Here is a 13,361-nt window from a genome sequence, read left to right on the forward strand (position 1 = left end):
GTCGGAGACAACCTTCAGGAGAGCTTCAGCTCTCCCCCTGTCCCAAGCCCGAAAAACACCAAACTCCTAGGGCGGGGCGACCCTGGCATGCTTGGACCGGCGATGGACACGATCAGCACCGGCACCCACGGCGTGCTCACCCTCTCCTGTCCGGACACGGTCGGGATCGTCCACGCCGTCTCCGGGTTCATCCTCGAACACGGCGGCACGATCGTCGAGGCCCAGCAGTTCAACGACCCTGACACCGGCACGTTCTTCATGCGCGTCCGCTTCGGTGCCGCCGCGGGCGGCCCGCTCGCCCTTGCGCACCTCGCCGCGGCGTTCGGCACGATCGCCGCCCGCTATGAGATGACCTGGCGTCTGCTCGACGCCGCCCAGCGCCGCCGCGTGCTGATCATGGTCTCCCGGGAGGGGCACTGCCTCAACGACCTCCTCTATCGCAACAGCGTCGGCGAACTCAACCTTGAGGTCGTCGCCGTCGTCTCCAACCACGAGGACCTGCGCTGGATCGCCGACTCGCACACGATCCCCTTCCACCACCTGCCGATCACCCCGGAGACCCGGACGGAGGCGGAGGCGGCCCTGCTGGGCCTGATCGACGCCGAGTCGGTCGAGCTCGTCGTCCTCGCCCGGTACATGCAGATCCTCTCCCCGCACCTGTGTGCGCGCCTCAGCGGGCAGGTCATCAACATCCACCACTCGATGCTGCCGAGCTTCAAGGGGGCGCGCCCCTACCACCAGGCTCACGCCCGCGGGGTCAAGCTGATCGGCGCGACCGCCCACTACGTCACCGCCGAACTCGACGAGGGTCCGATCATCGAGCAGGAGATCGAACGGGTCGACCACGCGATGAGCGCGGAGGAGTTCGCCGCCCGCGGCCGTGAGGTGGAGGCGCGCGCCCTCGCCCGGGCGGTGCGCCATCACACCGAGAACCGGGTCGTCCTCAACGGCGTGCGCACCGTCGTTCTGCGCTGAGCTGAGCAGCGGCCGCCGGTACCCTGTCGCGGGTGCGGTTCGTCATCTTCGGAGCCGGAGCGGTCGGCGGGGTCGTCGGCGTGCGCCTCCAGCAGAGCGGCCATGACGTCGCCCTGATCGCCCGCGGCGCGCACCTCGAGGCGATGCTCAGCTCGGGGCTGACGCTCGAGACGCCCGAGGGGAGCAGCACGCACCGGCTCACCGCCGCCGCAACCCCAGCCGAGCTCGGACTCGACGCCGCTGACGTCGTGCTGCTGGCGGTCAAGAGCCAGGACACCGTCGCCGCGCTGGGGGCGCTCGCGGAGGCGCGCCCGGGCGGCGGGCCGCTCGTCCTGCTCCAGAACGGAGTCGAGAACGAACGGGTCGCCCTGCGCCGCTGCGCCGACGTGTACGGGGCGGTCGTGCTCATTCCGGCCGCCCACCTCGCGCCCGGCACCGTTCAGGCCTTCGGGCTCGGGCCGCTCACCGGCAAGATCGACGTCGGTCGCTTCCCGACGGGTGTGGACGCGACGGTCTCCGCGGTCACCGATGCGCTCGCCGCCAGCGGTTTTGCCTCCCTCCCGAACCCGCAGATCATGGCCGCCAAGTACGCCAAGCTGATCGACAACCTCGCCAACGTTCCCCAGGCGCTGTGCGGCGTCGGGGCGGACGGCCTCAGCGAGCTGATCGCCCTCGCCCGCGCGGAGGGGGAGTCCGTCCTGGGTGCCGCCGGCATCGACTTCCTCCCCCGTGAGCCCGAGCTGCAGCCCCAGCGGTTCATGTGGCAGGGGATCGGGGAGATCGCCGGGCGGCCACGGGCGGGCGGCTCGACGTGGCAGTCGCTGATGCGCGGCCGCTCCCTGGAGAGCGACTACCTCACCGGGGAGATCGTCCTCCAGGCGCGCCTCATCGGCCACCCCGCCCCGCTCAACACGCGGCTGCTCGCGCTGATCGACGAGGCGAGCCGAGCCGGCCGGCGACCCGGCTGGATCACTGCGGCGGAGATCCGCGCCCGCGCCGGAGTCTGAGCCGCCGCCGCGCCCGCCCCGACGCCTTTCTCCCCCACGACGGGGGAGAAAGGCGTCGTGGGAACACATTTGTCCCCCCTCGTTGGTCCCGCCCCCAGCACGGGGGGACTTTCGTGCCCTCAGGGCACTCAACCCCCCCCGACCTTGCGGGCACGAGGCCGCCCGGCGCCCCTCCGGCCCTCCGAGCGCGCCCTCGCGCCCCTGAAGTGGGCGCGATGCAGACGGCCGCCCCTCAGCCGGCCCCGAAGTGCCGCTCGAGCGCGGCGAGAACCGCCGCCCCGGCGTGGCCGTCCCCGTAGAGAGCCGGGCGCTCGCTCGGCGGGGGCGTGCCCAACGCCGCCACCGCCGCCACCGCGTCGAGGTCGACGAGGGTGTTCCACCCCGCCTGGACGGTCTCGACCCACTCGGTGCTCGACCGGAGGGTGAGACACGGGACGCCGGCGAGGTAGGCCTCCTTCTGGAGCCCACCGGAGTCGGTGAGGACCGCGCGGGCGTTCGTCAGCAACGTCGTCATCTCGAAGTAGCCGAGCGGGTCACAGACGGTGAGCCCGGGTACCGCCGCAGCCGACAGCCCGAAGCCCTCGAGGCGCGCCCGGGTCCGCGGGTGCAGGGCCCACAGCACCGGCATCTCGGCGGCGACGGCGCCGAGCAACCCCAGCAGCGCGGTCAGCCGCTCGGGCGTGTCGACGTTGTGAGCGCGGTGGGCGGTGGCGAGCACGTAGGCGCCGGGGGTGAGCCCGTGGGCGGCGACCAGCTCGGTGCGCTCCCGCGCGAGCGGCTGGGCCATCAGGGCGACGTCGACCATCACGTCACCGACGAGCTCGACGGGGACCGGCGGGCGATGGTCGGGTCCGATCCCCTCGGCCTCGAGGTTGACCACGGCCGACGGGGTCGAGCAGAGCGCGAGGGCGCAGAGATGGTCGACGGTGACCCGGTTAATCTCCTCGGGCATCCGCCGGTCGAAGCAGCGCATGCCCGCCTCGACGTGAGCGACCGGGACGCCGGCCTGGACGGCGGCGAGCGTGCCCGCGAGGGTGGAGTTCGTGTCTCCGTAGACGAGCACGCAGTCGGGCGAATCGGCGGCGATCACCGGTTCCAGGGCGGCGAGCTGACGGGCGGTCTGGGAGCTGTTGGAGCCGCCGGTGATCTGGAGGCTGACGTCGGGGGCCGGGAGTCCGAGCTCGTCGAAGAACACCGCCGACAGCCGTTCGTCGTGGTGCTGACCGGTGTGGACGAGCCGTTCCTGGTGGGCGGCCCGCAGCAGCGGGGAGACCGCCGCGGCCTTGATGAACTGGGGGCGGTTACCGATGACGGTGAGGACGCGCACGGAAGCGGTCAGGCGGCCGGGTCCGCCGCCGAGCGCCAGCGGTCGATCTCCGCACGCACCGCGGCGGCAACCTCGGCGGTCACCGGTCCCGGGGCAGGGAACGTCGTCGTGTCGATCGCGCTCACCGGCTGGACCTCGCGCAGGGTGGAGGTGAGGAACGTCTCATCGGCACCGAGCAGCTCCGCGAGCCCGACCGGTGCCTCGGTCACCTGACCGCCGGCGATGCCGGTCGCGGCGATCACCTCGATCACGAACGCGCGGGTGATCGACGCGAGGATGTGCTCGCTCAACGGCGGGGTGTGGACGGCCCCGTCGGTCACCCAGAAGATCGAGCTCGTCGGCGCCTCGAGCACGCGCCCGTGCGGGGTGACCGCGAGCGCCTCATCAGCCCCCTGCTCGCGGGCGAGGCGGCCCATCAGCATGTTCGCCGCGTAGGAGAGCGATTTGATGTTGTCGAGCACCCGGGTCGGGGCGTAGGTGACGGTCGCGAGCCGGGTCACCGGAGGAATGTGATGCATCGCCTCCGTCAGGATGATCCGCCGGCCCCCGCGGGTGAGCATGATTCGGACCGCCTGATGGGCGGGTCCGCTCCCGGCGGCCGCGAGCAGCTCCGTGACCTCGCTGGTGATCGTGGCCCGGTCGACCGGGAGGCGGATCCCCGCCCCACTGCGCTCGAGCCGGTCGAGGTGAGCCTCGAGCCGGAAGGGCCGGCCGTCGTAGAGGCGGATCACCTCGAAGATGCCGTCGCCGCGGATGAGCCCCTCGTCGGTGACGGGGATGAGCGTCTCCGCCGCCGGGGCGATCGTGCCGTCGAGGCTGGCGAGAGACCCCTCGGTGGCGCTCATCGCCGCCCCCACGCCTCGGCGAGGTGGACGACGACGGCGCTGGCGGCGGCCATGTCCTGCAGGGAGGCCCACTCGCGCACCGAGTGGTATTCGTGGCCGCCGGTGAACAGGTTCGGGGTCGGCAGCCCGCGGAGGGAGAGGCTCGCCCCGTCGGTGCCGCCCCGGATCGGCGTGTGCACCGGTTCGATCCCCTCGGCGCGGTAGGCCTCCTCGGCGGCCCGGAGCACGTCGGGATCGGCCTCGATCGCCGCCCGCATGTTCGCGTACTGGTCCTTGACGGTGATGGTCAGCTGCGCCCGCGGTGCGGTGGCGAGGACCTCGGTGGCGGTGGCCCGCAGGAGCGCGACGTGAGCGTCGAGCTGGTCGGGGTCAAAGTCGCGGAGGATGAGACGGCAGTCGGCGGCCGAGGGGGTGCCCGTGAGGGAGAGCGGGTGGATGAACCCGTCGCGCCCCTCCGTCGTCGCCGGGGTGAGCCGGTCGCGCGGGAGAGCCGCGACGATCGCGGCCATCAGGACGAGCGCGGAGACCATGATCCCCTTGGCCGACCCGGGATGGACGTCGACCCCGGTGATGTGCAGGCGCACCTCCTTGGCGCAGAAGGACTCATAGGCGAGCTCTCCGATCTCGGAGCCGTCGAGGGTGTAGGCGCAGCGTGCCCCGAACCGGTTGAGGTCGAGGGCGGCGGCGAGGCTGCCGATCTCCTCGTCCGGGGTGAAGGCGACTCGCAGCATCGCCCGCGGCCGGGTGCTGTCGGCGGCGAGGTGGGCGACGGCGGCCATGATCGCCGCCACCCCCGCCTTGTCGTCAGCGCCGAGCAGGGTATCCCCGGAGGCGGTGATGATGTCGTGCCCGCGCTTGCTCGCCAGCTCGGGCACCGTCGCCGGATCGAGCCGGGTGCCGCCGCGGGGCAGTTCGATGACGCCGCCGTCGTAGTCGCGGTGGACGATCGGCTCGACCCCGCGGCCGGGCGCCTCCGGGGTCGTGTCGAGGTGGGCGATCACCCCGATCACCGGCGCGCCGGGGACGGTGCCTGGGACGGTCGCGGTCACGTACCCGTGGGCGTCCTGGTCGACGTCGGTGACCCCGAGGGCGCGCAGCTCCTCGGCGAGCTGGCGGCCGAGCTCGAGCTGGCCGGCGGTGCTCGGCGTCCCGGACGCGTCGTCAGCCGATTGGGTGTCGATCCGCACGTAACGGTCAAAGCGGGCGAGGAGGTCGGGCGCGAGGGTCGCCGCGAGCTCGGAGGTGTAGGGCGCAGGCATCGCCGGCGATCTTCTCAGGCGAGCGCTCTCGCACGCAGACCGCTGCGCGCGCCGGTCGCGTCGGTCACCTCGACGCCAAGGCTCAGCCGGAGGGCGGGTCGGCGGCGACGGGCGGCGGCGAGCAGCCCGGAGTTGGCCCGCAGCGACCCGGCCGCGAAGGCGACGTAGACGGGGCTGGCTGAATGGGCGAGGCGGAGGGTGAGCGTCGCGCCGTGGTGGGCGAGCCGGTAGCGCAGACCCCGACGGGTGGCGAGGTCGGTCAGCGACAGGCGCCGCTTCCCGGCGAAGGTGAGCCCGCGCGGCAGGCTCAGCTCGATCTCGGTGAGCCCCGCTTCAGCCCGGCCGGCACTCACCCGCAACGACAGGGTCGGCCGGGTCCCGGTGAACCGGAGGCGAAGGTGACTGACACTCGGGCGACCGGCGACATCCCAGACGAACGCGGACCGTCGCGTCGTTCCGGCCGGGTCCGTCGCGGTCACCCGGACGATGTAGGTGCCCGGGCGGTTCGGGGTGCCGCTGATCCGGTCATCCGTGGTGTCGAAGCGCTCGCCGGGCGGCAACCCGCGGACGGTGAGGGTGACGCGACCGCCGGCACCCGGGCTCGCCCGGACCGCGAGGGATCGGGTGACGTGGACGAAGCTCTGCAGCGAGCGTGGGACACTGACGCGCAGGCTGTCGGCACACAGGGCGGCGGCGAGGGCGGTGGCGTTGGGGGTGCCCAGGCCGGTCGCCATGTCGTAGCCGACGGTCGCCGGGTAGAGCCCGTGGTGGGAGTCGGTGAAGTCGTTGTTGCCGGAGGTGACGTCGTTGAAGAGGGTTCCCTCACCGGTGGCTGCCGCCGCGTACAGGGCGGGGTTGGCAAACCCGATCGGCTCGCCCGCGCAGGCGCGGTCGGCGTCGGTGAGGGCGAGCAGCGCCGCCCACACCGGCGCGGCCCCGCTCGTCCCGCCGGTGGCCTGCCAGCCGGCCGGCTGGCCCGCCTCGGCGTGGTTGCCGTTGTAGTAGATCGCGTACCCGTGGGCGGGATCGGCGTCCGCGGACACGTCGGGCACCTCCCGGCAATCTCCGCTGCTGTTGCCACACGGACTCGAGCTCGACAGGGCGTTGAGAACGTGCAGGCTCGCGGGGGCACCGGACTGGTAGGCGGGCATCGGCCAGAAGCTCGAGATGCCGCCCCCGCCGGCACCCGCCCCGGCGGCGAGGCCGAGTCCGAACAGGGCGCTGCCGCCGCTGTTCCAGGCGACCTCGGTCGGGGGCGGCCCGAGGGCGGTCAGGGACGTGCCGCCGACGTCGGTGACGTAGGGCTGGCTGCCGGGGTCGTCGACGGCGAGGTTGACGTCCGGGGTGGAGAAGGAGGAGAGGCAGTCCTCTGAGCCGTTGTCGCCGCTGGCGGACAGAACGGTCTGACCCTGGATCGCCGCCTCCTCAAACAGGGTGTTCTCCGCGCGAGCGTCGGTGATGCCCTCCTGAGCCTCGCACTCCCCCCACGAGTTGGTGATCACCGACACTCGGTCCTGGCTGATCATCGCCGCGAACGTGTCGTAGGGGCCCGAGCCGGGGTTGTCGTTGTTGGAGTTGGGCCCCTGGTAGACGAGCAGGTTCGCCTTGGGGGCGAGTCCGATCAGCTGCTCGATGTCAAAGGCGGCCTCCCCCGACCCGTCACCGGAGCCGACCCCCCCGTCGACGGGCACGTAGCTGACCGCCGTATCGGTGCCGTAGCAGGCCTGGTAGGCGGCAATGTCGCTCGGCGCGTCCGGCTCGAGTTCGTAGACCCCGATCGTGACACCCGCACCCTCATCCCCGGCGCCGTAGAGCCCGCTGAACCGGTAGGCCCCGGCGATCTGATTGGCCGTGTAGGCGCCTTGGGCGGCCGCGGCACCCGAGGCAGCCGCGCAGGGGGCGGGGATCTGCCGGGTGCGACGGTGCGTCGCGGTGGTCGACCGGTCCGGGGCCGCCACGGCCCGGCCGAGGGCCGTGGCGGCGTGGACGCGGGTGGCGGGCCGCGCCAGGCTCGCGCGCATCGTCGCCAGACCGTTGAGGCCGATGATCGCCTGGACGGCGCGGCCGGCCGGTGCGGGAAGGGCGGGCGCGTCGAAGTTGACGAGGGCGGCCCGGTGGTCGGGCAGCAGCACGCGGCCAAGCTCGACGTGGAGGCCGCGCTCGAGGTCCCCGGCGGGGGCGACAACGTCGAGGGAGAGGTGGTTTGCCTCCAGCGCGCCGGGCCGGAGGCCGGCGCGCTGGAGGGCGCCGCGCACCGTGGCGATCGCCGCCGCGCTCGCGCCGAACCGACCGGCGAACTGCGCCGGGGTGAGGTAGTGCCCGTAGCGTGAGGAGGCGGGGTTCGACACCGCCGCCGCGTAGGCGCTGAGCGCGGCCGGGTCGCGGGGCTGGAGGGCGACGGTGACGCGCAATGGCATCGCAGCGCTCACCCCGGCGAGTGGTTGGGTGCCGAGCGGCAGGAGCGGCGCGGATCCGATCCGGATCAGCTGAGCATGATTCGCTGCGCCGTGCCCAGGCCGACGGGCGGCGCCGCGGTGCACCGGCACAGCGGCGGGACGGTCGGAGGTGAGACGGGCGGCGTGCGCGGGCGCGAGCGGGCCCGCGGCCACGGAGAGAACCGCGAGCGTCCCCGCCACGGCGGCGACGCTTCGACGACGGACCACCTGCGCTCTCCTCCGGTTCGATCGCACGGGCATGGAGCCTAAACGTCGTGGCTAAGACGTTTGTTGCAGGGCGGCCGCGCGGCCGGGCAGCAGTGGGAAGGCCCGCTCGGGGCGGGAGGGCAGGACGTAGTTGGCCCGCTTGAGCACGAAGATGAACTCGTTGATCCCGTTGTTCGTCGTGGCGGTGATCGCCGGGTTGATCAGCTGAGCGCCCGCCTGGTTCATCGCGGTGCGGGTAGTGACGAAGTCGGCGATGTCACGCTGGAGGGCGACGAAGTGAAGGCCCGCCTGCCCGCCGTCGGTCGTGTCGAAGTCCCGCCGAAGGATGATCGCCTTTCCGTTCCGGCGCGCCCGCGCGCAGGCCTGGGAGTGCCCGATCACCCCGTCACGGCGGATCGCCTGGCCGATCAGGTTCGGGTCCGACTCGGCGTCGGTGGTGATCGCGCGCTGGTCGGCGACGGTCATCTGCGGCGCGTACATCCGGGCGATCCGCTGAGCCTCGTCAAGGTTGTCGTACCAGTTCTCGAGGCTCAAGGTCATGTAGGAGACGGTCATCGTCGTCCCCTCGCGGAACGGGCCGCTCGGGATCGTCACCGCATCCTCGGTCGCCTGGTTGCCCTTCAGCGCCGATTTGAATCCCATGTAGAGCGGTGCGTCGGCGGGGACGGGATCGCCGGCGGGGATGCCCTGCACGTGCTGATGGGCGGCCGGCAGGCCGGAGCCGGTGAACCCGGTGCGGGTCTCGCGCCACTGCAGCGCGGGGGTGATCGCCTCCGGCCCGCGCAGGAGCGCGACCTGGGCCTCTCCGAGCCGGCGCTCGTCGTCGCAGGCGAGGTGGAGGCAGAGGTCGTAGTGGTCGATGCTCGGCGCCTCGAAGTCCGACAGGGCCCGTGCCGGCGGGACCGGGCTCGTGCGCTTGAGCAGGTCGGTGAAGTAGTGCGGGCCCCACCCGGCGGTGATCAACAGACCACCGGGGCCCCAGGGGTAGCGATGCTCGAGCGCGCGCAGGCCCGCCTCGAGGATCCGGGCGTGCGCCGGGGTGGGGCCGCCCTTGACGTCGAAGAACAGGAGCCGGTCAAAGCGTGGCGGGAGAGCGTTGCCGTAGCGGTCGGTGTGCAGGGTGGCGTTCCAGGCGTGCTGGCGGACGGGAAGTCCGGGGACGGGCGGAGGGAGGGTGACCCGGGGCAGCACGGCCGCGGCGGGCGCGCTCGTGGTCGCGCACCCGTCGATCGCCGCGCCGGTGATGACCGCCCCGGCGGCGACGCCGGCCCCGGTGAGGAAGCGCCGGCGGGAGAGGCCGGAGGTCTCTTCGGGCGCGTTCATTTCCAGGTGAAGGTCGTCGTCAGCTGGTGGGTCCCGGTCCACATGTGCGCGTACTCGACATGGAGCGCGGCGACGGGGGCGGAAACGAGGACGGTGAGCCGGTAGGTGCCCGGGCCCGGAAGGGTGACGTTGTCACCGTAGTGGGGGCCCATGTATTCGGAGATCATCGGCCACTGGCGCTGGTTGAAGATCGTCTGGCTGCCCTTCTTGATCGTCGCCCACACGGTCGCGTACGGGATCGCGACCCCGGTGTGGCGGTCATTGAGCATCACCATCAGGTGAAAGCTCGCGTTCCTGGCCGGCTTCTCCTCACTGAAGCTCGTGCCGTTGTAGACGTAGAAGGGGACCGGGGTCATCTCCTCCGCGGTGATCTTCATGTCCTTCCAGTCGCCGCTGCCGAGGACCTTGATCGGGACGGGGGTCGGCACGCCGTGGGCGTTGAGCACCGTCGTCGTGTGCATGTTCATGCCTGACATCCCTGCCCCGGAGGACCCGACGGCACTGCCGGCACCCGCCGTCGCGGACGCTCCGGCCGGGGCGGTGACCGACGTGGGGTCGGCGGCGTTCTTGTTCGCGGCGGCACAGCCGCTGATCGCGACCACGGCGAGCGAGGTGGCGGCGAGCAGGAGTGGGCGTTTCACGCGGGAAGCTCCTTGGTCGAGGCGAGGGGCGGAGGGGACGTGTCGAGGCGGGCGATGCCGTAGGTGAGCAGGAGGAAGAGCGGCCCGGCGTTCGGGTCGGTCGCCCCGCCTTGGAAGATCCCGCCGAGCCCCTGCCCGAGCAGCCAGTAGGCGAGGTTGAGCAGAACCGCGAGGGTGAGCAGCTCTCGCACCCGTTGGCCGGTGGCGACGCCGATCCCGATCAGCGCGGAGGTCCCGGCGAGGATGAGCGCGACCGCGACGCCGTTGTCACGGAGGAGCGTCGCGACGCCGTCCTGCAGGCTCGACAGCCAGCTCATGCCCGACGGCGCCGCAGCGATGATGTCGTGGATCGCGTTGGGGGCGGCCGAACCCGCCCCCAGCCACAGCCAGGCCATCACGAGCCACAGGCTCGCCCACATGACCCTCGCGCCGCGCACGCCGAGCAGGCCGCCGGCCCGGCCGTTGGGCCAGGCGAGCAGGCCGATCAGGACGTAGAGGACGACCGCACCGGGCGCGCCGCTGAGCGGCGAGGCCATGGAGCCCATCAGCATCATCCCGAACCCCTCCCCGAACCACCAGACCACCAGCGCCCAGGCGAAGCTGAGCCCGAGCGCTCCCTTGACGGTCGGTCGCAGCAGGAGTCCGGCGCCGATCAGCACCTGGACGACGGCGAAGCCCGTGTTGAACACGCCGAGGTCACCGCCGGCGAGGTTCGCCGCCCAGATGATCGAGTGCGCCGCCCAGCCGGGCTGTCCGACCGCCTGGGCCTTGATCATCGCGATGAACCCGCGCGAGTACATGAAGCCCTGGAACTGGAGACCGCCGTCGAGCAGCCACAGCAGGCCGAGCCCGGTCTGCAGGGCCCGGGCGGGCTCGCCGAGGAAGTAGCCGCGCATCTGGCTGACGCTCGCGAGACGGGACCCGGTGTGCACGGCGACCGGTGCCGCAGAGGTGCTCACAACGCCACTCAGCCTACCGGGGCGCCGGTACAGTCTCTGTGTGATGATGCCCACAGACGTAGCTGCGGCTGGCCCGCTCACCCTCCGCACCTGGCGGCCTGAGGACGCCACCGGGCTCGCGGAGGCGATCGCCGCCAGCCGCACCCACCTCGCACCGTGGATGGGGTTCGCCAACGCGCCGGCCCGAACCCCGGCCGAGCACGCCGCCCGGTTCGGGGAGTGGGAGCAGGACCGCCGTGCCGCGGGCGACGGGATCTACGGGATCTTCCTCGATGGGGCGCCGGTCGGCAGCTGTGGGCTGCATCGGCGCCTCGGTCCGGGCGCGCTGGAGATCGGCTACTGGGTCCATGTCGGGTACCTGCGCCGGGGGATCGCGTCGACCGCCGCGGCTCTGCTCACCGATACGGCGTTCGGCCTGGAGGGGATCACCGTGGTGGAGATCCACCACGACGCCGCCAACCTCGCCTCCGCGGCAATCCCCCGCCGCCTTGGGTTCTCCCGGGTCGGCGAACTGACCGGGCCGCGGACCGCACCGGGGGAGCGGGGCCTCGAGTGGCAGTGGCGGATGACGCGCGAGCAGTGGCCCGAGCGGCGCCCGGCCGACCTCAGAGTCCGGCCGGATGCAGGATCTGGTTGAAGGTCGCCAGGTAGCTCGCCGGCGGGGTGGCGATCCGCTGCACCCCACCCCCACCGCCCCAGGAGCCCGCCTCGCCCCCGGACTCATAGAACTGCCCGTTGAGGTCGATGATCACGTGGTCGGCGCCGAGGCCCGCGTCGGTGCGGTCATAGATCGTCACGTACTGTCCTGGGCCGGCCTCGATCCCGGCAGCCGACGGGAGGGTCTGGGTGTCCTGGGGGCTGGCGAGATAACCGCCGGCGTGGAGGACCGCGGAGACGAACCCGGAACAGTCATAACCGGGCTGGGGCCCCCACCCGCCGTGCCCTCCTCCCCACACGTAGGGCTTGCCGACGAGCGCGTTCGCCTCCGCGGTCATCGCGCTCACGGCGGCAGGCGCGGCGTCCGCCGCACCGACCGCCCCCGCCGCGGCTGCGGCGCCGGTTCCGGTCGGGAGGCCGGCGAGGACCCCGAGCAGCGCCGGATCGCTACCGGCGAGGGAGCTGAGGGCACCGAAGGCGCTCTGGGTACCGAAGCTCGCGGCAGTGGTGCCGGTCAGCGCCGGCGGGAGGGTGCTGTTCGTCCCGGCACTGGTGCCCGTGAACGCCGCCGGTCCGGAGCTGGCCGAGCTGCCCGTTCCGCTACCGGCGAGCGATGAGAGCAGCGTCGCGAACGCTGATCCGCCCGCGGACGCCGTCGCCCCGGAGGCGGCTGACCCCATTCCCGTCGACGCGACGGTCGTCGTGGCTCCCGCAGCCGCGCCGGTATTCACGGCCGCCGGAGATGTCGGCAGCGCAAGCAGTTGCTGCTGCTGGGCCTCGATCTGCTGGATCCGGGTGAGCACCCCGTCGAGTCCGATCGGCTGGGTCGACATCACCCCGGAGAGAACGGCCACCCGTGCCAAACCTTGAGCGCGAACCGCGGGAGGCCAACGGCGGCGGTCTCTAGCCTGTCGGCGATGGACGGCGTCCGCATCAGCACGATCGCGACGACCCCGGTCAAGGGTCTCGCCCTGCATGCCCGTGAGGAGGTCGAGCTCGGACCGGCCGGCGTGGCCGACAACCGCTGCTTCTACCTCATCGACGAGCGGGACGTCCTCCTCAACGCCAAGCGCGTCGACGCCCTCTCCGCCGTCCGCGCCGAACTGGACCCTGCGGCGGCGACGCTCCGCCTGCGCTTCCCCGACGGCAGTGACGCGATCGAGGGGATCGAGCCCGGGCCGGCCCAACCGACACGGTTCTTCTCCCGGTCCCCGCCGGCCGAACCGGTCTGTCCGGGCCTGTCGGCGGCGTTGTCGGACTTCTGTCGCCGTCACGTCCGGCTCGTCCGCGCCGACCCGGAAGCGACCGGCAACGACCGCGGCCGGGGCGGGTCGGTGTCGCTGCTCTCGGACGGCTCCCTCGCTCACCTCAGCGCCCGGGCCGGCGAGCCGGTCGACCCGCGTCGCTTCCGGATGCTGTTTGGCGTCGAGGGCGTCCCCGCCCACGGCGAGGACGCCTGGGTCGGCAGACAGGTTCGGATCGGGGAGGCGACCGTCCGCTTCCACGGCCACGTCGGCCGCTGTCGCATCACGACGCTTGATCCTGACAGCGGCGCGGTCACCTTGGCGACCCTTGACCTGCTCGCCTACCGGTCCGGGCTGGCGACGACCGAGCCACTTGCCTTCGGCATCTACGGAGAGGTGACCGTCCCCGGAGCCGTCCGGGTCGGCGACGTCGTCGACCCCGGCTGAGCGGTTGGCTCAGC

Annotated in this window: 12 protein-coding genes; 4 read left to right on the forward strand and 8 right to left on the reverse strand. The window is 72.6% G+C overall.

Annotation, left to right across the window (positions count from 1 at the left end; translation table 11 throughout):
• Nucleotides 1-102: 102 nt before the first annotated feature.
• On the forward strand, nt 103-975 hold the full coding sequence (purU, locus tag M3M55_RS01555) for a formyltetrahydrofolate deformylase (RefSeq protein WP_249011065.1): 873 nt from the start codon (nt 103-105) through the stop codon (nt 973-975).
• Nucleotides 976-1,007: 32 nt separating this feature from the next.
• A complete protein-coding gene (locus M3M55_RS01560) occupies nt 1,008-1,982 on the forward strand; it encodes a ketopantoate reductase family protein (protein ID WP_249011066.1) in 975 nt (324 codons plus the stop codon).
• A 232-nt stretch (nt 1,983-2,214) separates the two neighbouring features.
• On the opposite strand, the gene wecB is transcribed toward M3M55_RS01560, so the two are convergent.
• Genes wecB through M3M55_RS01595 form a run of 7 tightly spaced genes read right to left on the reverse strand, consistent with a single transcriptional unit; the run spans nt 2,215 to nt 10,999 of the window.
• Nucleotides 2,215-3,309: a non-hydrolyzing UDP-N-acetylglucosamine 2-epimerase gene (wecB, locus tag M3M55_RS01565; protein WP_249011067.1), complete on the reverse strand. Its 1,095-nt coding sequence runs from the start codon at nt 3,307-3,309 to the stop codon at nt 2,215-2,217.
• An 8-nt stretch (nt 3,310-3,317) separates the two neighbouring features.
• A complete protein-coding gene (locus tag M3M55_RS01570; RefSeq protein ID WP_249011068.1) occupies nt 3,318-4,154 on the reverse strand; it encodes an aminotransferase class IV in 837 nt (278 codons plus the stop codon).
• A complete protein-coding gene (pepT, locus tag M3M55_RS01575; RefSeq protein ID WP_249011069.1) occupies nt 4,151-5,413 on the reverse strand; it encodes a peptidase T in 1,263 nt (420 codons plus the stop codon). Before pepT ends, M3M55_RS01570 begins: the two co-directional genes overlap by 4 nt.
• Nucleotides 5,414-5,427: 14 nt before the next feature.
• Nucleotides 5,428-8,076 carry a protease pro-enzyme activation domain-containing protein gene (locus tag M3M55_RS01580; protein WP_249011070.1) on the reverse strand — a complete coding sequence of 883 codons (2,649 nt, stop codon included), beginning with the start codon at nt 8,074-8,076 and terminating at the stop codon, nt 5,428-5,430.
• Between the two features lie 51 nt (nt 8,077-8,127).
• Complete coding sequence (locus tag M3M55_RS01585; protein WP_249011071.1) at nt 8,128-9,399, reverse strand: hypothetical protein; 1,272 nt, start codon at nt 9,397-9,399, stop codon at nt 8,128-8,130.
• A complete protein-coding gene (locus M3M55_RS01590) occupies nt 9,396-10,040 on the reverse strand; it encodes an iron transporter (protein WP_249011072.1) in 645 nt (214 codons plus the stop codon). Before M3M55_RS01590 ends, M3M55_RS01585 begins: the two co-directional genes overlap by 4 nt.
• Nucleotides 10,037-10,999 carry a hypothetical protein gene (locus M3M55_RS01595; protein ID WP_249011073.1) on the reverse strand — a complete coding sequence of 321 codons (963 nt, stop codon included), beginning with the start codon at nt 10,997-10,999 and terminating at the stop codon, nt 10,037-10,039. The genes M3M55_RS01590 and M3M55_RS01595 overlap by 4 nt, the downstream gene beginning before the upstream one ends.
• A gap of 46 nt (nt 11,000-11,045) precedes the next feature.
• Here M3M55_RS01595 and M3M55_RS01600 point away from each other — a divergent pair, with 46 nt between their 5' ends.
• Nucleotides 11,046-11,636, forward strand: coding sequence for a GNAT family N-acetyltransferase (locus tag M3M55_RS01600; protein WP_249011074.1), 591 nt, complete (start codon nt 11,046-11,048; stop codon nt 11,634-11,636).
• Here the strand turns inward: M3M55_RS01600 and M3M55_RS01605 are convergent.
• Nucleotides 11,605-12,510 carry an NlpC/P60 family protein gene (locus M3M55_RS01605; RefSeq protein ID WP_249011075.1) on the reverse strand — a complete coding sequence of 302 codons (906 nt, stop codon included), beginning with the start codon at nt 12,508-12,510 and terminating at the stop codon, nt 11,605-11,607. The two genes, M3M55_RS01600 and M3M55_RS01605, sit on opposite strands and share 32 nt — an antisense overlap.
• Before the next feature lie 63 nt (nt 12,511-12,573).
• Between M3M55_RS01605 and M3M55_RS01610 the strand changes: the two genes are divergently transcribed.
• A complete protein-coding gene (locus tag M3M55_RS01610) occupies nt 12,574-13,347 on the forward strand; it encodes an MOSC domain-containing protein (RefSeq protein ID WP_249011076.1) in 774 nt (257 codons plus the stop codon).
• Nucleotides 13,348-13,361 lie beyond the last annotated feature (14 nt).

Origin of the sequence: Conexibacter sp. DBS9H8, from assembly GCF_023330685.1 — a bacterium.
In the GTDB taxonomy this organism is placed as follows: Bacteria; Actinomycetota; Thermoleophilia; order Solirubrobacterales; family Solirubrobacteraceae; genus Palsa-465.